This is a genomic window from Legionella brunensis (assembly GCF_001467025.1).
Classification (GTDB): Bacteria; Pseudomonadota; Gammaproteobacteria; order Legionellales; family Legionellaceae; genus Tatlockia; species Tatlockia brunensis.
This window is the reverse complement of the sequence record NZ_LNXV01000036.1, coordinates 178239-194821: the sequence shown is the minus strand read 5'-3', so window position 1 is coordinate 194821 and position 16583 is coordinate 178239. Positions and strand designations below refer to the sequence as shown.

The window sequence follows — 16583 nt, the reverse complement described above, 5'->3', positions numbered from 1 at the left end:
CATCTAACTGTGTCACCTCATTGATTATCTAAGTCTCAGGTTCATACGGTCTTCAAAATAAATATGAAGCTGAGACGCGATAAGCGCCTTGTGCGGGGTATTCTATAGCGTGTTCCTTTACCGCTGATTCGATTGCTTCATCAACTCGATTTTTATAATTGGGCTTTATGCGATTCTGATCAGATAACGCATCAACACCACCTTCATCTACAGCTGATTTATAACGGTAGAATGTATCTCTAGACAACCCTATTACTTTGCAGGCTTTTGACACATTGCCAAGTTCTTCAGCAAGATTAAGTAATCCAACTTTATGTTTAATGATTTTAACGTTACTATTCAAAATTGAGAGTTTTCCTTTTGTTTTGATTTAAAGTTCGCACTTCTATCAAAACCGGAAACTCTCCTTTTCAAGTGATGTGTCAGATTAAATCGGAACTAATACAAATTAACACTTTTGGTGGTTCTTCCACACGACCCCTGATAAATTCTTTTATCTCTTTTGGCTTGTTTATTTTACTTTTAGCTAAAATTTGTTGACCAATAACATAGTTAAGCTCTTCTTGTGTTAAATCTCAATTTTGCAGCTTAGCAGATAAATAAAACTCATGGATAACTTCTCTTGCTCTTATTATTTCCTGGCTTGACCATCGGCACGCTTCCCGAAAGTTCAGAGAAGAAGCAGTGAATAAAGCTCGAGAGCTGAGTATGGAGGAAAAGACAGAATTTGTAATTAATGTTAAAAGGGCAAGCCCTCGAATTGTATAGTATGCAAATGTTGATGAGGTCGCGTTTATTACGATAAATACTGGTTTTCTATAATTAGGGATGGAATTCGTTTGTATCTTGTTTACTCTTTTGTAGTTCTGGATAATTGAGCTCATAGAGATAATGATTTAATTTTAAAACCCACTCCATCACACCAACCGGAGTTGTAAAAAATTTAGAATCAAAAAATCCCTTGGAAAAATCTGATAAATTTTCTATAGCCTTTAGAGTCGCAGGCGAAATTCCAGCACGAATACTTTCTTTCACAACGCGGGCACAGTTTTTATCGAACACGTCATATTGAAAATTTGGATCATGCATTATTGCTTCCATCTTTTTTAAGATAGGTATTTCATTAAGAACAAATGGCAGTCCACTTTCACTTGTGGGAAGGGATACTGTAAAATCCGGGTTTAATCCTTCGGTAATTTCTGTATTATCGAGTTCTAATTCAACATCATCTCTTTCTTTTAGCAAAGCTCCCAGTTCTGTTTTTACTGCTTCAAATTGAGCTTGTAACGTCTTTATGTGCAACTCTTCATGCTCAATACACTTAATTTTGTCCATTGCATCCTTAATTTGTTGGTGCAAAGACAATAATTCACGTGCATCTTCATTTTCATTATCTGGAGCAGTATTAAATTGTTGTAAATAAAGTAAAAGAAAATGTCTGACCTTATTACTATCTGGCGCATCTTCATAAAACGTTTCATTTTTATTAAACTCTGATGTCAATTGGCGATACCATTCCTTATATCCATGAAATTTGGGAATATCGGCGTTTTGCAATAAATGGTGAAATTGCGATTTTAAGGTTTTAAGTTCTGTTGTTAATTCTTCCTTCTGCCGTGCTAAAGCAACATCTCGATCTTCTTTTTTAAAGTTTTTTGTAACGAGATCAAATGCATCGTTAGTATTTTTTTCTTCTAATCTTTGGGCTTCCCTCCTTTTTTCAACAGCAGATTTTACAGGACATCCTTTCTTTTTTAGTTCGTCCTGAATCGCGTCTTTTTGTTTTTTAAGCTCCTCTATTCTCGTGTCTAACCTATCCTTTTTTTGTGACAATTCTGAAACTTCAAACTCACTGCCACGATGATGTTCAATGATGTGTTTTGGATCATTCATACTGTGATACCATTCACCAAACATGTCTTGTTGAACTTTGTTACTAAAAGTGGGCGGAGTTTTTCCACCTATTTTGAAGAAGCTTTTAAAAGCGTGTATTTTTGAAACGCCAGCTCCGTCTGGCCATAAACTTAGAAAAGCACTGATACCGTTTAATTTTTTTCCTCGTTTAAAAAAACCAATATCATTAGGGTTACCATTCTTGACTGCTTCATAAACCGGTGTAGCCTTTTTAAATCGAAGTTCTTTAAATTTTTTATCTATTTCCTTCAAATTATGATGATTTTCATAAAGAGTGACACCGAGGCTTATATGTCCAACATTGCCTCCCCTAGTCATTGCTTTTGCAAGAGCTTTTAATGAGCCGTACATCTCTTTTCTGTCTTTATTTCGGGGATTCCAAACGTAAATATCTAACATTTTGTCTTAGAGTAAATCATTATATAGATTTTTAAATTATAGAGATCATTTATTAACGGATTATTAATTAACTAATTGTTCAAAAAAAGCAATAAATTTTATTTCCGGAGTCCTCTTGATGTCTATGTTAATTTATCCACAAATCATGATTATTCAATAAATAAAAAACGGTTGTGGCCTTTATCCAATTATGTAATCAGTACTGTAATGGATAGTAATATTTACTACACAAGGCGTTATTGATGAAAATAATAAAAACTAAATTTTTTGCCAAGTGGGCTATAAAAAATCAAGTTAGTGATGAATCGCTTAATATCGCTGCTAAAGAAATTGCTATTGTAATTTACGAGGCTAATTATGGTGGTGGTGTAATAATGCGAATAAAGGCAGAGGAAAGAGTGGTAGTACAAGAACTATCGTCGCCTTCAAAAAAGGGAAACATTGTTTTTTTGTTTTTGGGTTTGAGAAGAATGCCAAAAGTATATTTCTTCTAATGAAGAAAAAGCTTTTAAAATTATTGCTCATTGTTGGCTTATTCTGATGTGGAGATTAATAAGCTGATAAAAGAGGGGGCATTAGTGGAGATTGAGAATGAGTAAAATTATTGATGCTATGTTAGAAACTGCCAAAGATCTTCGGTTAGATGCAATTACTATTAAAGAAATAGAAATGCTTAACTTAAGTGAGGTTAAACAACTTGAGGCACAAGAAATAAAGAACATGCGAATTAAAGAAAAAGTTAGCCAAGCTGTAATGGCTAAAATATTGAATGTTACTCCATCTACCTATCAAAAGTGGGAACGAGGGGAGGTACACCCCAAAGGAGCTAATCTTAAACTACTGCGTTTAGCTCATGATCATGGAATTCAATATTTTATCTTAGATGGCGGTCGAGTTGTTATTGACTCAAACGGCCTGTTAATTCTGATTGATAGTATTTGAAGTAGTAGAGTTTAGCGAGATCTGACTAAACCTCCAATGTGCAACAAAAAAAGGTATAGTTGATGGAAAGAACTTCTAATGATCCGCTGCATGGCATCACGCTAGAGGCTATCTTAAATAGTTTGTTGATTTATTATGGCTGGGAAGGCTTGGCGATAAGAGTCAAGATTAACTACTTTTCTTCGAACCCCAGCATCAAATCAAGCCTTAAATTCCTGCGCAAAACACCATGGGCAAGGACTGAAATAGAAACCCTTTATCTTGCTTCATTAAAAAGTAAAGATTGCGACAACTCATCATTACTGGAGTAATAAATAATATGAAAGATGTTTTCATTAATAAAGAACATGTTGAACTCTTTAAAATTCTTAAATTTGAAGGTATCGCCTCGAGTGGAGCAGAAGCTAAGGATATGATAGCTTCGGGCACTGTGTTGGTAAACGGCATAATAGAAAAACAGAAAAGAAAAAAGATGGTTGCAGGAGATACGATTGAATTGAAAGGTGAGATCTTTCGGCTAAAGTTGGATACTAATTAACATTTTATACACTCAGGCCTGGTAAAAATGGATAAAATCAAGAAGGATTACAGCGTTCCAAAGTTATTTTCATATTGATAGTAGGGTATTTTGCTGAGAGCTAGAAAACTAAATAAGTCTGATTAATCGTAAAACTAATTAATTCCCAAAATTACCTCATGGATTGAAAATTATTTCAACCATATGATAAAATATTGACCTTTTTGTGTGTGGTGATGACATCGTCAAGTTAACTTTTGCTAGCGCAAGAAAGCTGAAAGCCCGAATTTTAGGCGCAAAGCATCTCTGTTGCGGCGGATTACCAAATTTCTTTAGCCTTCTGAAACAGAGCTCATTGCGTTGATGCCGAGTTCGTGAAACGACCAACCGCTATAGCGAAGAGATTTCTGGTTTTCCCCATGACCCCTAAGACATGTTGAGCACTGGCAGGTGATTTGAAACGAATAAGGCATTTTTCTTTTCTGCGTGTAGGTTGATGAGCATTCTCGGCGCGATTATTGAGCCTTTTATGGGAACGATGATCTGTCCCTTTACTCATCTGTTGAATAGGTTTCGTATAGCTTTTCAGTTTGTCCGTCACAATAACTCGTGGTTTAGGATAGGCATTCAATAAACGGGATAGAAAGCGAATTGCTGCTTTTTTGTTACGGCGCTTTTGCAGCAATACATCCAGCTCAAAACCTTCCTCATCCACCGCGCGCCATAAATAATAAATGTCGCCGTTGATGCGAAGCTGTTGCTCATCTAAATGCCATTTATCAGATGGCCTTTGTTCTCGCTTCCTAACCACATCCTTAAAATGAGGGCCAAATTTGATACACCATTGACGGACTGTCTCATAACTTACTTCAATCCCTCGATACAGCAACCGCTCCGAAACATCTCGGTAGCTATCATTAAACCGGTGATAACTCCATACCGCAATACTGATTATCTCTACAGGATAACGATATCTTCTCGGTTTTTGCTCCAACATCTTTTCACCAACTAAAATAAAGCCTAGTCTAACGCAAAAGCTAACTTGACGATGCCGTTATGAATGCTATATCTGCACAATAAATTCGCTATTTATATTACACTTCCACTGTTGTCAAAAGTGCAGGTTAAGTAACCACAAGAGCTATTTTGAAGTCCATCTTTGTTCATGCACTACAAACTTCTCATCATTAGGATTATCAATTAAAGAATAAAGTTCATCCCCCCGTGTTCTACTAAAGAAACCAATTAATGGTCCTACTAATTTACGAGCAATGTGAGAGTCGATATTTTGGTTAAATCTGCTTATTTTTGTTGGCTCTTGTCCAGTGCCAATTAATATTTTATCAATATAAGTGCGGCAATCATTACTTCCAATTTCATAAGTGGCAAGAACGCCAATGTTCCTTTCATGAGTCTCCTGCAATATACGGTCAAGAACGAGCATATCAAATAATTTTTTCCCAGAAACAGTACGGGGGGATTCATACTGGTCAACAAAACTGGGTGTTTTCTTACGCTCACCAAACTCAATAGGAATATGCGTTACCCCATTAATTGAATATCGAATAAAGGCATGATGCCCCAAATGCCCCTTTAAGCGTTTAGAGATATGGCCAGCTGTCGTAGTACAAATTTGAAATTTCTGGTCCTTGCTATTTAAAAAGTCATTAAATCTTTTCTCTCTTTCGTTTTCGGGAGTATCTTTAAAATACATATTAAGAATATATTCCTTGGTATCTTTTTCATATTCTTCATGCGTTTTCCTGTCTGCAAACTCATCACCAAGTCTTTTAATACTTTCAATACAAAACTCTAGTTTAGATTCTATAGAGTTCTGAAGTAGTTTTTTTGGAGCACGATAACCAATAAGAATTCCAATAGCTAATCCAGATAAGAAGCCAAGAGTCGCTCCTCGTAAGTTTCCAACGAGATTGTAGTTTGATAATAAACCAAAGGCGAAGCCTGATAACCCACAGGCCATCCCAGTAAATATTGCCGTTATAGAGCCTAATATGTGGAATAGCGCTTGTTTGATTGAATACGATATACCACACATAGCTGATGCATTCATTAAGTCATGAGCGGAACTAGTAACCTTTATTATATTATCTTTTGCCTTTTCTGGATTTCTGTAGAAGTCATCCATGGCTTCGACCAGAGCTTTCGTTTTCTCCAGTAACAATAAATGCTGTTTAGAATTAGACTCTTTTTCAACAGAAACAGATAGGAAAGTCAAATAATAGCTTAGTTCATTTGGTGGTAACGCTTTTATTTTACTCTTAATTTCAACAAGCAAAGCGGCTTTGGAGGTAGTGTTGTCTGGCATTGTATTCTTTTAAAAGGATTATTGGCGAGTATTTTACAATAATTAATCTTAAGTCATTATTAACGGTCAGTAAGAATAAGAATAATACCTTTGCAGAGGACAATTTTTATGAGTTAAGTAGCAGATTTTATTAGAATTAAATAATTCGGATATACATATTCTAAATTGAGATACTTTCTTACAGGGATTAATGAGTAAATCCCGTATAAAATCTAAGCCATAGCGAAAAAACTATTTTGAGGACGATTATTTTCACGATGTTGGTTAATTTTAATGGCTTTTTTACGTGCTCTCCACTCGGCATCGTCAAGTTAACTTTTACGGTACACTACGCTCTATTTAGCTGGTGAAAAGATGTTGGAGCAAAAGCCGAAGAGGTATCGTTATCCTGTAGAGATAATCAGTATTGCGGTATGGAGTTATCACCGGTTTAATGACAGCTACCGAGATGTTTCGAAGCGGTTGTTGTATCGAGGGATAGATGTCAGTTATGAAACGATACGCCACTGGTGTATCAAATTTGGCCCTCATTTTAGGCATTTAGATGAGCAACAACTTTGTATCAACGGTGAGACTTATTATTTATGGCGCGCAGTGGATGAGGAAGGTTTTGAGCTGGATGTATTGCTGCAAAAACGCCGTAACAAAAAAGCGGCCATCCGCGTCTTATCCCGTTTATTGAACGCCTATCCTACACCACGGGTTATTGTGACGGACAAATTGAGAAGCTACACGAAACCGATTCAACAGATGAGCAAAGGCACCGAGCATCGTTCCCACAAAAGGCTCAATAACCGCGTTGAGAATGCCCATCAACCGACACGTAGAAAAGAAAAATGCCTTATTCGTTTCAAATTACCTGCCAGCGCTCAAAATACCTTGGCGCTCATGGGAAAAACCAGAAATCTCTTAGCAGTATCTGTAGGCCGCTACACCAACTCCGCATCAAAGCAACGAACCCAGTTTCAGAACGCCAAACAAATTTGGCAAGAAGCTACTACAGAGCTCCTTTGCGACTAAAATTAGGGTTTTCATCTTTCTTGCGACAGTAAAAATTAACTTGACGGGGCCCTTGCGTCAATTCTCGCTCATTTGATCTAACCACAGCTGCCACGGTGGTCCTTATTTGCTAATCACTCTTCAAAGGCCTAAACTTTTATAGATAAGCACTCTATGCTGTAGTGCAAGGAGGGTGTATGAATCCGCGATATTTAGAGCAATGGACTGAAATAGCGAGGCATATCCAAAGACCTTTTCAAGCAATGCTTGAGCTTAATGTCAGAACTCTAAAAGGTTTTAATTTCTTGAAAGCTGAAGACCTGGTAAATATAAAAAAACCCGAGGAGCTGGTCGAAAAACAAGTGAATCTTGTTATTGAAAATGGACATAAGGCTCTTGATTATTTGCAACAATCATTTGCAATATTTGAGCAAACGCTGCAACCACTGACAGAGGATGCGAAAAAATCATCACAGTCTACAAGTACGACACAGTCCCTAAAATCTTTGTTAAATCCTACAAAATTAGCTATGGTTCCTACTAAAGCTGCAATTGACTGGGCTAAACCTTTGTTAGATCCCATGCTATCAGGTTTGGAGCCATCCAAAACAATGCTAGAGCTAGCAAACTTTTCTTTTGACTCAAACTCAAAATCTAGAGCAGGCTCCAAAGAGTCAAAAATAAAGAAAAATTAATAAAGCTTTGGGACAAGCAAAAAATAGCAGGAATACCAGTATCTTTAACCAAGAGGAAAAGAATGTAATTCTTTGACAATTTGCCCCTGTTCATTGGCCAGTCCAATGCCAATCGCAATGGCTTGCGCTTTGACATCTAAGGTTTGTGGTTTATTGAATTCACTTAGTAGGGATATTAAAGCAGCATGTAAGTTTGTTGCCTCTCTTTTAGTTAAATGGTCTGCAGCAAAGAGAGAGAAATGTGGGGAGAAATTTTTAAATACGTTAGGGCTTCCGAAATTTAGAAACGATGTTTTCTTATTCCTATCATCCTGCACCCAAGCAGGAATTTTTGCCTGTTTATCGCGCAACGTCATTAAACTAATTACGATCTCATCTGCTAATTGTTGCAGAGACTTATTGCTAATAACAAATAGCATGGTATACATGCTAGGGCTTGTTGCAATTGTCTTAGTTCTGAATGTGATAGGAGCGGTGCGTTTTGCAATCTCCGCTACTTTTTTAAGGATTTGCGGCAGCTGCGAATAATGATAATTGGTTAGATACAAAGTGATATGTAGAGGATGCTCATGTAGGAATGGGGTCAGATGGTATTGGGAATAAATTTTTTTTTCATCTAAAAAAGAATTAAATTTTTTCACTAGCTCTGTGACTGCATTATGAGGGGGGAGTTTAAGGTAAACATTAATTGCAACTGAAGTCGATTGCGCAGCATAAGCTTGAGGTGCTCCCCATAATATGAGTACAAGATATAAATTTAACCTGAGAATATTATGCAAAATCTTTTTGCCGTGATGGGAAATCCTATAACCCATAGTTTATCTCCATTGATTCATCATCGTTTTGCCGAGCAAACTGGTAAACAGCTGATTTATGAAAAAATACTGGTTGATGAAGACCTTTTTGAGAAAAGAGTATCCGATTTTTTTGCCCAGAAAGGCAAGGGCTTAAATATCACATTGCCTTTTAAACAAAGAGCTTTTGCAATGGCCCAAGTGAAAACCCCAAGATGCTTGCAAGCCAAAGCGGCCAATACCTTATGGATGCAGGAAGGACAGCTTCATGCAGATAATACTGACGGTATTGGTCTAATAAGGGATTTATCGCATCACATTGACTTAACTCACAAACGGTTGCTGCTACTAGGAGCCGGAGGTGCTGCTCGAGGAATACTAGGTCCTTTATTAGAAGCAGGCATTGCCAATTTAACGTTGGCGAATCGCAGTGTAGAGAGAGCTTATGCACTGCAATGCGATTTTAAACAAATAAGTTGTGTAAGCTTTATGGAGCTTCGGGGGCGCTTTGATTTAATTATTAATGCTACTTCTGCAAGTCTGGGAAAAGAGGCTATCAATTTGCCGCTTGATGTATTAGACGCTGCAACTTTTTGTTATGACCTGGCATACAATGCAAAGGGTTTAACGTCCTTTGTAGCCTGGGCTCATGAGAATGGCTGCAAAGCAATTGATGGACTTGGTATGCTGGTTGAGCAAGCGGCTGAAGCCTTTTTTATTTGGCATGGGGTTAAACCAGAAACGACAAATTTATCAGCTGAATTACGCGAGGGACTTAATACTAATTAATGCAGCTTAGTTTGCAAAAAATTTACTAACATCAGAGCTGACAGAAAGTGTATCTTGAAAACCGAGTTCAATTAATTCACGTGTGAACTCTTTTTCAAAAAGCAAGAAGCTTAATAAATCTCCAGAATGATCTTTAGCGCCCAATACATTGAGCAAAAAGCGTAGCAGGGCTGGCATATTATTGTATTGAGATTGAGCAATTTGAGAGACGTCAACACTGGGTCTCAAATGAAGGGTTTCAATAGGACGCCAGGGTGAACGACGTTTTTTCCACATGGATAATAGTCGCGCAATATCATTCATGCGATTGACCATTTCAATGTCACGATCCAGATTGTCTAGGAATAGGCCATTTAACATACCTCCTAAAATACGTGCAAAACCAATGTCGCCATTTCTTAAGTGAGCGGGATTGGTAAATACTGGCAGTTGCCGGGTTCCCAATATCAATATTTTTTCTACTTGAAAACGAATAGCCCCTCTTAATGGTGATACTAATCCCATACTGCCATCCCCATAATGAAAACCGTCAAGTTTTACAGTAGGAAAAAAAAGGGGCAGTGCGCTTGATGCCAGAATGTGCTCCATGGTTAAAGTGGCGCGTTGACTGATGTGACGAGGATAATGCCAGTCAGCAAAATCTGGAGTGCTGTAGTGTTGATAAAAAGAGATTGTCTGCTGGGTTTCATAACACTGGCTAATTACTTCCATGGCCTCCAATTGATTACTCGCAATATTGATTCTAATTAAATCAAAATCGATATTATCGACGATAAATTCTCTCAAGGGAGTTGTGTCAAGTAAATGACCAGACTGACGCTGCTTAATAAGTAAATGGCTCAAATTACGTAAGACAGATTTGCTTAGCTCATAGTTGCTAGCATTAAAGATCTGTTGGCAGGTGATGTCACTCCACATTGACTCAAGTTTTTCGACGGCAGTGGGAAAATCATGAGCATTTTCAGCAAGGACTGCCGCATTTATGCTACCTACACTTACGCCGCTGATCATCTCAAAAGGCAGTGCTTTTACCTGTAAAATATGACTGATGGCTTTTAATACCCCTGCCTGATAGGCTCCGCGTGCCCCACCACCAGCCAAATAAATGCCTTTTTTCGTCATAACCACTTATTTTTTTAAAAGATATAAAAATATAGTTGACTCTAGTGGGTTCTTGCAAGGGATGGTTTAAGTTAGCCCAAAAATTAGAATTATTTTGATAAAATTGATTAATAATTGACGACATTTAATTTTTCGCTAATGATTAATTGATATAGTGGAAAAAAATGAATGGAAAAAACTGTAAACAGGTGGATTCCTATGCACGATCAAAGTAAGCAACCTCTGCAGGCGCAAGAAAATGAGATGGCATCAATTGGTGACGAGGAAGAGCTATCTGAAGAAAAATTTTTAATAAGAGTGCGAGGTTTACAAAGAAAGGTCAAATTTACAGGGCGTCCTCTGCCTGAGAAAGCACTTGTTCTTTTATTGTTGAAAAAATTGCCACTGCTTTCTAATTTTTTACATAGTGTTGATGGTGCAGGTAACGCTTTAAGTAAGTTAGCAATGATTCGGGGATATGCTGGTCATACCGTTGAAACGGCGAGCAAAGGATTTCAATGGGCTAATTTGGGTCTCGCGTTAATTGATTTTTTTCGAATTCCACTAATTTATCTCGCGGCTGCTATGATTGGTGAAAAACCACCAATTACTTTGTCAAAAAATGCGCGATGGTTATATTCTACTGTTCTATTGGTTTTAACAATTGTCTCCCTCGCTGTTCCTGCAGCGGCTCCAGCTATTGCCTTAGCTACGGCAGTTCTTGGTTTAGCAGTGAGTACCTTTTTACTCGCTAAACACCTTATTGAACGCCATCGAATTAAGGTAGAGTTAGAAAATTTAAAAACGGATATCAAAACACAAGAAGAGGAACTGCAAGCGATTCAAGAGCAGGCCAAAATGTTGCAGGAAATAATAGAAAAAAATCAAGGAGAGTTTACGCTTCAAGAACTCGGAGAGAAGCTTAGAAATTTGGAAAGCTCGTTTGATATTAAAAAAGAGGAAATTCAAAAGCTTTACGATAGACAGACCCACCTTAATCAAAAATTAGCAAAAATGGATTTGGGTAGCATTGTTGACAAGACAGCAGCTATTGCGATATCAGCAGTAGTACTCATTGGTTTTGCCGTAGCACTTGCTTTTCCCTTCGTGGGTTTGGGAATATTGGCTGCCGGTGCCGCCTTAGGAGGGGCTTATATTCTAGCTCGCCTGTCCTATCCTTACATTAAAAGTTTTGCAGAGTGGGCTACCAAAAAAATAAAAAAGGAGGAATCTCCTGTAGAGATTGAAATGGATGAAAAGCTGAATAGTGAGCATGCAAAAACAGAACTTCAATCTACGGCGCTGACCTTGTTGAAATTACAGCCTGAAGATGAAGTGATCTCCACCATTATTAGGCATCATGAAAGCCCCTCCTTGTGCGACCATTATGAGCAAATCGACATCAAAGTACATGAGTTGGTGCAAAAAAAAGATTTGCAGGGGATGTTAGACTTGTTTAGAGAGCTTGCTAGTTATGCAAAGAAACATGGGACTAGTTTAGAAGAGTTACAGAGTTTTTTGGCTCGAGAAGAAATGAAATCGTGTCTATCACTCTTGCCGCAAGCCGTTAAACAAATCTCAATACTCGATCAAGACAGGGAGCAATTGTTGTGTTATCCCCCTTTAATTGCAACCCTACAAGATAAGTCTGTTGATTTGACGCAAGTTGCAGCTAAAAAAATTAATATACCAAAACCATCACTTCAAAAGGATGAAGGGATGGAAGAGGTAGGTAGTCAAAGTCATAATTTAACACACTCCACCCACTAATACCTGTATAGCTATTATTGCTTTTATAATTAAAGTATTATAGCGTTTGATTTAATACCCTTGCCAAAAAACTAAGGAAAAAATGCTCGCATTGTTTCGTGCTCAACCTCGGGCCTTCCACATGATTTTCATGTTAGAAATTTGGGAGCGCTTTGGTTTCTATACAGTGCAGGGTATTCTAACGCTGTATTTCATTAAATTTCTTGGATTTAGCGACACGGCTGCTTATTATACTTTCGGTGCTTTTTCAGCCCTGGTGTATGGTATGGTTTCCTTGGGGGGCTATCTCGGAGACAACATCCTAGGAACTAAGCGCACGATAGTTTTAGGACTTATTACTCTTGCCCTTGGCTATTTTTCTCTTGCTATTACTGATAAAGAACATGTGTTTCTAGCCTTAGGTTTGGTTTGCGTGGGTAATGGTTTATTTAAGGCAAATCCATCGAGCTTGTTGGCTAAGTGTTATGAAGAAAACGATCCACGGCTTCATGGAGGATTTACTCTTTATTACATGGCTATCAATTTAGGCTCAACGGTTGCCTTATTTGTTGGACCTGCTTTGTCTAGTGCTTATGGTTACTCTTATGCTTATTTCGTTAGTTTTATTGGTTTAATATTAGGTCTGGCTAATTATTGGTTTCAGCGTCAGCAAGTCGTAAACATTAATACAGCCTCAGATACTAAAATCATAAAATTGTGGCAATGGCTTTTGGTAATTGCAGGCATTGTAATTGTAACAATGATTTCGGCTTATCTGCTGCAGCATGTAATGCTCGCAAAAAATCTTGTGTGGGTTATTGTTACTTTAGTCGTTATTGTGTATTTCTTTTACATGCGCAAGGAAAATAAAGCTTCCTTTATGCGTATGTTAGTCGCTTTTATTTTAATGTTGGAAGCGATAGTTTTTTTTACACTGTATCAACAAATGCCTACCTCTTTAAATCTGTTTGCAGTGAATAATGTGACGCCGATGATGTTTGGTATCCGCATTGATCCACAAAGTTTCCAAGCATTAAATCCTATTTGGATTATAACCATGAGTCCGGTTTTGGCCTTGTTTTATAATAAATTACATCATCGAGGCATTGCATTTCCTATCCCCTATAAATTTGCCGTTGGTATGTTTTCTTGTGGTATAAGCTTTGCCTTGCTTTATTTTGCCAGGTATTTTCATAATGACTTAGGAGTTGTCTCTTCTTGGTGGTTAGTTGCCAGCTATTTCTTTCAAAGTACAGGCGAATTATTAGTCTCGGCTTTAGGCGTGGCGATGGTTGCGGAGTTAGTGCCAGCTAAGATTGCTGGTTTTGTCATGGGAATGTGGTTTTTAACTTCAGCTATTGCTGGATTTATTGGGGCTTCTGTCGCCTCTTTTACGGCTTTACCGCAACACATCACTCCTGGCGTAGAATCTTTAATGATCTATACAAAGGTTTTTGCCTGTATAGGCTTGGTTACTCTTGGTATAGGATTAGTAATGCTGTTAACAGCAAAATATCTAAACCATTACATTAAGAGAGGTATTGTCCATAAGTAAGTCATTGCAAACACTAAAGACTAATGCTATGAAGACACATATTGTAGGCATTAGCGGGGCTTCAGGGGCAGGGAAAACAACCTTAACGGCTGCATTGGCCCAAGCTTTGGAAGCGACAAGCCTAAGCTGGGATGAGTTTGATAAGCTTGGAACAGGACCTGAGGATTACGTGGAGTGGGATGTTCGTGGCAGAAATTATGCAGAATGGAGTTATGCTACTCTTGCTAAAACATTACAAATGTTAAAAGCAAATAAAACAGTGGCTCATCCCGTTTCAGGAGTCTTGTTACACGCGACAAAATATATTGTTTTTGATGCTCCTTTAGGTCGCCTGCATCAGCAGACAGGGGCTTACATTGATATATGTATTCATATTGAAGTGCCCTTGGATGTTTCGTTGGCGCGCCGCATAATTCGTGATTTTGAGTCTGCTGACTGCTCAAAAGAGGATTTATTAGCTGAATTGAATTTTTATCTTAAGCATGCAAGGAAATTGTTTTTTGATGAGGAGTTGAAGGACACTGCAGATATAGTTCTTAGTGGCTTACTAAGTACACCCATGCAGCTTAGAAAATGCCTCGATTATTTACAAAAAAAATCAATTGCTCATAAAAATTAGCTAATTACAAAGCGTAATTATCCGTATTTTTCTAGCTATGAGGATAATGCTGCCGTGCATTGAACCTCCACAAGTAATCCTGGCATAGCCAATTGAGAGATGCCTATTGAAGCACTGGTAAACGATTTTACAGGCATCATTTGAGCGCGAGTGGCAAAAAAGACTGGGCCATTTTTTTCGATATCTACAATAAAGCAAGTCATTGCTAAAATATCTGCTAATGAGGCTCCGGCGGTCTGTAATATGGTTTGAATATTCTCAAAAGTTTTAATGCTTTGTTCTTTGATCCCTTCCCCAACTATGTTACCTTGAGTGTCTATTCCGGCTTGTCCTGTAATATAAATAACCCCGTTGTAACTAACACAGTTAGTAAAACCTAAATAATCATAGTTGTAGACATTACTGACTGACACCATTTTCTTTTCCATGGGAGTGATCCTGTTTGGTGATCCTATCGCACATTATAGTAATTGCTCCTAAGTACCGCAATTTGTAAAATTTATACCGTTTAATTCTGAATTAGCGGGCTAAGTATATAAAAAAAATTATACGGTACTGACTTTACTTAATATTTGGTTAATAAATTAACAGTATCATATAGAGCATATGCCCGGTTTTTATTGGCTTAAGGATGGGCTGTAAAATCTTGTATTGAGGGGTACTGAGACATGGTAATTACACTGAGTCCAACAAGCCAAGACTTAATTTCTCAATTATGCATAAAGAATCCTAGCTTACTTTCAACCTTTCAACAGTTAAAAAGCATAGATCACAAAACTTTACTCGATTGGTTTGAGGTAACTCGTCAAATTAAGGGAGATGAAGAAGAGACTTTTCGCATTGCTTCTTTACATGCTTCGCTTTTAAAAGATTTGAATGAGTCTTTAAATGCTTCCAAACATAAGAAATCAGATAAGAAATCTGGCGGCTGGTCTGCAAAAGCTAAATTTGCTTTACTTGCTATCGCTGGAACCATTTATTTCGGTTGCGAAGGCTTTGATGGTATTACTGCAATTATGGGGATTTTTTCCTCTGTTCCCACCATTGCTATTTTTGCCGCAGGAACCTTATTTTCAATTCTTTCAATAGTAGTGTTTTACAGTTTTGATTTAGTTGAGATTTCCAAAAATTTAGAAGTGAGATCTGCTGATGCACCGAAATTGCTGGATGTTTTGCTTGATGAATTTAAACAAATTAAAGCGCTACGATTAGAGCTCTCTAAAACGGCTGGTAAAACACCGCAACAACTTGCAGAAGATCTGGCAATTGCTGAGTTGTTGCTTAAAAGACATCAGGATTTAAATGAATCTCGGATTAAGCTTCTGCAAGCATTGGATAATCCTTATTTGAAGGTGGCAAAAACTGCAACAGCAGGGATTGCTGGTATTATCTTTTTCAGTGGTGGATTTTTTGCTGGTCAAACGGTAGCTTTGGCAATTGCTGGCTTATTTGTTTCGTCTGTAGCTGCAACTTTTTGGCCTGTTGTTCTCGCTAGTGTGATTGTGGGTTTAGCTGCATTTAGTGTTTATTGGTTTGTTGAACGTCCAGGAATTGAAAACCTTATCAGTCGCTGGAAGGGATTAGATAAAGAAAAAATGGATGCTTTATGTGAATCTGAGGTGGTCGAACGCGAGACTAACAAACTAAATACATTAATAGAAAATCTTAAGCAAAACGCTTCAATAGAGACTAATAAGGAGCAACTCGAGTCAGAGAACAAAGAGTTGCGAAAAAATGTAGTTAATCTGGAGTCACAGGCCAGTAGCCTACAAGAAAAAGCATCTCATTTTGAAACAATAGCCAGTGAACTTAGGGAGGAAGTTACTCGTTTATCAATGCAAGTAGAGCAAATGCGTGAATCTTTACAAGGAGTGAAAGAAGAACAGAAAGAAGGTATGGCTATTCCGGAGGTAGAGACGTCTAAAGGAAGCTACAATTCTGGTCACACTCTCTTTGAAAAGTTTAATAAATCAAGTCCTTCAGAAAATTTGGCATACAGAATAGATCTGCCGCCATCACCAGTTATAAATTGTTAGCTTGGTTTTTCATGTGATGCTCACAAAGTTATCCCCAGAAATTGTGGATAAACGTAGATGTTAAAAATAGCAAGTTCGCCACCTTTTTGAAGTCCTTAAATTTCCTCTGCAAAATTGGAGCAGATATCCGCATAATAATGCTGGGTGG

The 16583-nt window shown here is 37.7% G+C and carries 16 protein-coding genes and 2 pseudogenes; 11 read left to right on the top strand and 7 right to left on the bottom strand.

The window, feature by feature from the left end:
* Nucleotides 1-70: 70 nt before the first annotated feature.
* Nucleotides 71-346: pseudogene (locus Lbru_RS15160) on the bottom strand (helix-turn-helix domain-containing protein); the annotation flags it as partial.
* A 476-nt stretch (nt 347-822) separates the two neighbouring features.
* Nucleotides 823-2166, bottom strand: a complete 1344-nt coding sequence (locus Lbru_RS15155; protein WP_131793641.1) for a coiled-coil domain-containing protein — start codon at nt 2164-2166, stop codon at nt 823-825.
* Between the two features lie 389 nt (nt 2167-2555).
* Between Lbru_RS15155 and Lbru_RS15150 the strand changes: the two are divergent.
* From Lbru_RS15150 to Lbru_RS15135, 4 genes and pseudogenes are all read left to right on the top strand, one after another.
* Nucleotides 2556-2854: pseudogene (locus Lbru_RS15150) on the top strand (type II toxin-antitoxin system RelE/ParE family toxin).
* 50 nt (nt 2855-2904) lie between these two features.
* Entirely contained in the window at nt 2905-3255 is a 351-nt protein-coding gene (locus Lbru_RS15145) for a helix-turn-helix domain-containing protein (RefSeq protein ID WP_238583903.1), read from the top strand.
* Nucleotides 3256-3317: 62 nt separating this feature from the next.
* Nucleotides 3318-3566 carry a VF530 family protein gene (locus Lbru_RS15140; protein ID WP_058442964.1) on the top strand — a complete coding sequence of 83 codons (249 nt, stop codon included), beginning with the start codon at nt 3318-3320 and terminating at the stop codon, nt 3564-3566.
* Between the two features lie 8 nt (nt 3567-3574).
* On the top strand, nt 3575-3793 hold the full coding sequence (locus Lbru_RS15135; protein ID WP_058442963.1) for an RNA-binding S4 domain-containing protein: 219 nt from the start codon (nt 3575-3577) through the stop codon (nt 3791-3793).
* Between the two features lie 331 nt (nt 3794-4124).
* Here the strand turns inward: Lbru_RS15135 and Lbru_RS15130 are convergent, their stop codons facing one another.
* Nucleotides 4125-4769, bottom strand: coding sequence for an IS6 family transposase (locus Lbru_RS15130; protein WP_065235480.1), 645 nt, complete (start codon nt 4767-4769; stop codon nt 4125-4127).
* Between the two features lie 144 nt (nt 4770-4913).
* Entirely contained in the window at nt 4914-6098 is a 1185-nt protein-coding gene (locus tag Lbru_RS15125; RefSeq protein WP_058442962.1) for a hypothetical protein, read from the bottom strand.
* Between the two features lie 357 nt (nt 6099-6455).
* On the opposite strand from Lbru_RS15125, the gene Lbru_RS15120 reads away from it, so the two are divergent.
* Together Lbru_RS15120 and Lbru_RS17960 are read left to right on the top strand one after the other, a co-directional pair.
* Nucleotides 6456-7118 (top strand): IS6 family transposase, encoded by a 663-nt coding sequence (locus tag Lbru_RS15120; protein ID WP_202967558.1) that lies wholly within the window; start codon nt 6456-6458, stop codon nt 7116-7118.
* 176 nt (nt 7119-7294) lie between these two features.
* Nucleotides 7295-7792 (top strand): phasin family protein, encoded by a 498-nt coding sequence (locus Lbru_RS17960; protein WP_065235479.1) that lies wholly within the window; start codon nt 7295-7297, stop codon nt 7790-7792.
* Nucleotides 7793-7836: 44 nt separating this feature from the next.
* Here Lbru_RS17960 and Lbru_RS15110 read toward each other — a convergent pair whose 3' ends face one another.
* Nucleotides 7837-8607, bottom strand: a complete 771-nt coding sequence (locus Lbru_RS15110) for a 2'-5' RNA ligase family protein (RefSeq protein ID WP_058442960.1) — start codon at nt 8605-8607, stop codon at nt 7837-7839.
* Here Lbru_RS15110 and aroE point away from each other — a divergent pair.
* Nucleotides 8566-9375: a shikimate dehydrogenase gene (gene aroE / locus Lbru_RS15105; protein ID WP_058442959.1), complete on the top strand. Its 810-nt coding sequence runs from the start codon at nt 8566-8568 to the stop codon at nt 9373-9375. The two genes, Lbru_RS15110 and aroE, sit on opposite strands and share 42 nt — an antisense overlap.
* A gap of 6 nt (nt 9376-9381) precedes the next feature.
* Here aroE and Lbru_RS15100 read toward each other — a convergent pair whose 3' ends face one another.
* A complete protein-coding gene (locus Lbru_RS15100; RefSeq protein WP_058442958.1) occupies nt 9382-10497 on the bottom strand; it encodes a patatin-like phospholipase family protein in 1116 nt (371 codons plus the stop codon).
* 198 nt (nt 10498-10695) lie between these two features.
* Here Lbru_RS15100 and Lbru_RS15095 point away from each other — a divergent pair, with 198 nt between their 5' ends.
* The 3 genes from Lbru_RS15095 (at nt 10696) to Lbru_RS15085 (ending at nt 14399) form a co-directional block, all read left to right on the top strand.
* On the top strand, nt 10696-12246 hold the full coding sequence (locus Lbru_RS15095; RefSeq protein ID WP_131793603.1) for a coiled-coil domain-containing protein: 1551 nt from the start codon (nt 10696-10698) through the stop codon (nt 12244-12246).
* Between the two features lie 82 nt (nt 12247-12328).
* Nucleotides 12329-13780: an oligopeptide:H+ symporter gene (locus Lbru_RS15090; RefSeq protein WP_058442956.1), complete on the top strand. Its 1452-nt coding sequence runs from the start codon at nt 12329-12331 to the stop codon at nt 13778-13780.
* A gap of 28 nt (nt 13781-13808) precedes the next feature.
* Nucleotides 13809-14399 carry a nucleoside/nucleotide kinase family protein gene (locus Lbru_RS15085; protein WP_058443175.1) on the top strand — a complete coding sequence of 197 codons (591 nt, stop codon included), beginning with the start codon at nt 13809-13811 and terminating at the stop codon, nt 14397-14399.
* A gap of 35 nt (nt 14400-14434) precedes the next feature.
* Here the strand turns inward: Lbru_RS15085 and Lbru_RS15080 are convergent, their stop codons facing one another.
* Nucleotides 14435-14827 carry a Rid family hydrolase gene (locus Lbru_RS15080; protein WP_058442955.1) on the bottom strand — a complete coding sequence of 131 codons (393 nt, stop codon included), beginning with the start codon at nt 14825-14827 and terminating at the stop codon, nt 14435-14437.
* Nucleotides 14828-15067: 240 nt separating this feature from the next.
* On the opposite strand from Lbru_RS15080, the gene Lbru_RS15075 reads away from it, so the two are divergent.
* Nucleotides 15068-16435, top strand: a complete 1368-nt coding sequence (locus tag Lbru_RS15075; RefSeq protein WP_058442954.1) for a hypothetical protein — start codon at nt 15068-15070, stop codon at nt 16433-16435.
* Nucleotides 16436-16583: the final 148 nt, after the last annotated feature.

Excerpts from the sequence above, each read along its gene's own strand:
- Lbru_RS15145 (WP_238583903.1), top strand. The coding sequence starts at position 2,905 with ATGAGTAAAATTATTGATGCTATGTTAGAAACTGCCAAAGATCTTCGG.
- Lbru_RS15140 (WP_058442964.1), top strand. The coding sequence starts at position 3,318 with ATGGAAAGAACTTCTAATGATCCGCTGCATGGCATCACGCTAGAGGCT.
- Lbru_RS15135 (WP_058442963.1), top strand. The coding sequence starts at position 3,575 with ATGAAAGATGTTTTCATTAATAAAGAACATGTTGAACTCTTTAAAATT.
- Lbru_RS15130 (WP_065235480.1), bottom strand. The coding sequence starts at position 4,769 with ATGTTGGAGCAAAAACCGAGAAGATATCGTTATCCTGTAGAGATAATC.
- Lbru_RS15125 (WP_058442962.1), bottom strand. The coding sequence starts at position 6,098 with ATGCCAGACAACACTACCTCCAAAGCCGCTTTGCTTGTTGAAATTAAG.
- Lbru_RS17960 (WP_065235479.1), top strand. The coding sequence starts at position 7,295 with ATGAATCCGCGATATTTAGAGCAATGGACTGAAATAGCGAGGCATATC.
- aroE (WP_058442959.1), top strand. The coding sequence starts at position 8,566 with ATGCAAAATCTTTTTGCCGTGATGGGAAATCCTATAACCCATAGTTTA.
- Lbru_RS15110 (WP_058442960.1), bottom strand. The coding sequence starts at position 8,607 with ATGGGTTATAGGATTTCCCATCACGGCAAAAAGATTTTGCATAATATT.
- Lbru_RS15100 (WP_058442958.1), bottom strand. The coding sequence starts at position 10,497 with ATGACGAAAAAAGGCATTTATTTGGCTGGTGGTGGGGCACGCGGAGCC.
- Lbru_RS15095 (WP_131793603.1), top strand. The coding sequence starts at position 10,696 with ATGCACGATCAAAGTAAGCAACCTCTGCAGGCGCAAGAAAATGAGATG.
- Lbru_RS15090 (WP_058442956.1), top strand. The coding sequence starts at position 12,329 with ATGCTCGCATTGTTTCGTGCTCAACCTCGGGCCTTCCACATGATTTTC.
- Lbru_RS15085 (WP_058443175.1), top strand. The coding sequence starts at position 13,809 with ATGAAGACACATATTGTAGGCATTAGCGGGGCTTCAGGGGCAGGGAAA.
- Lbru_RS15080 (WP_058442955.1), bottom strand. The coding sequence starts at position 14,827 with ATGGAAAAGAAAATGGTGTCAGTCAGTAATGTCTACAACTATGATTAT.
- Lbru_RS15075 (WP_058442954.1), top strand. The coding sequence starts at position 15,068 with ATGGTAATTACACTGAGTCCAACAAGCCAAGACTTAATTTCTCAATTA.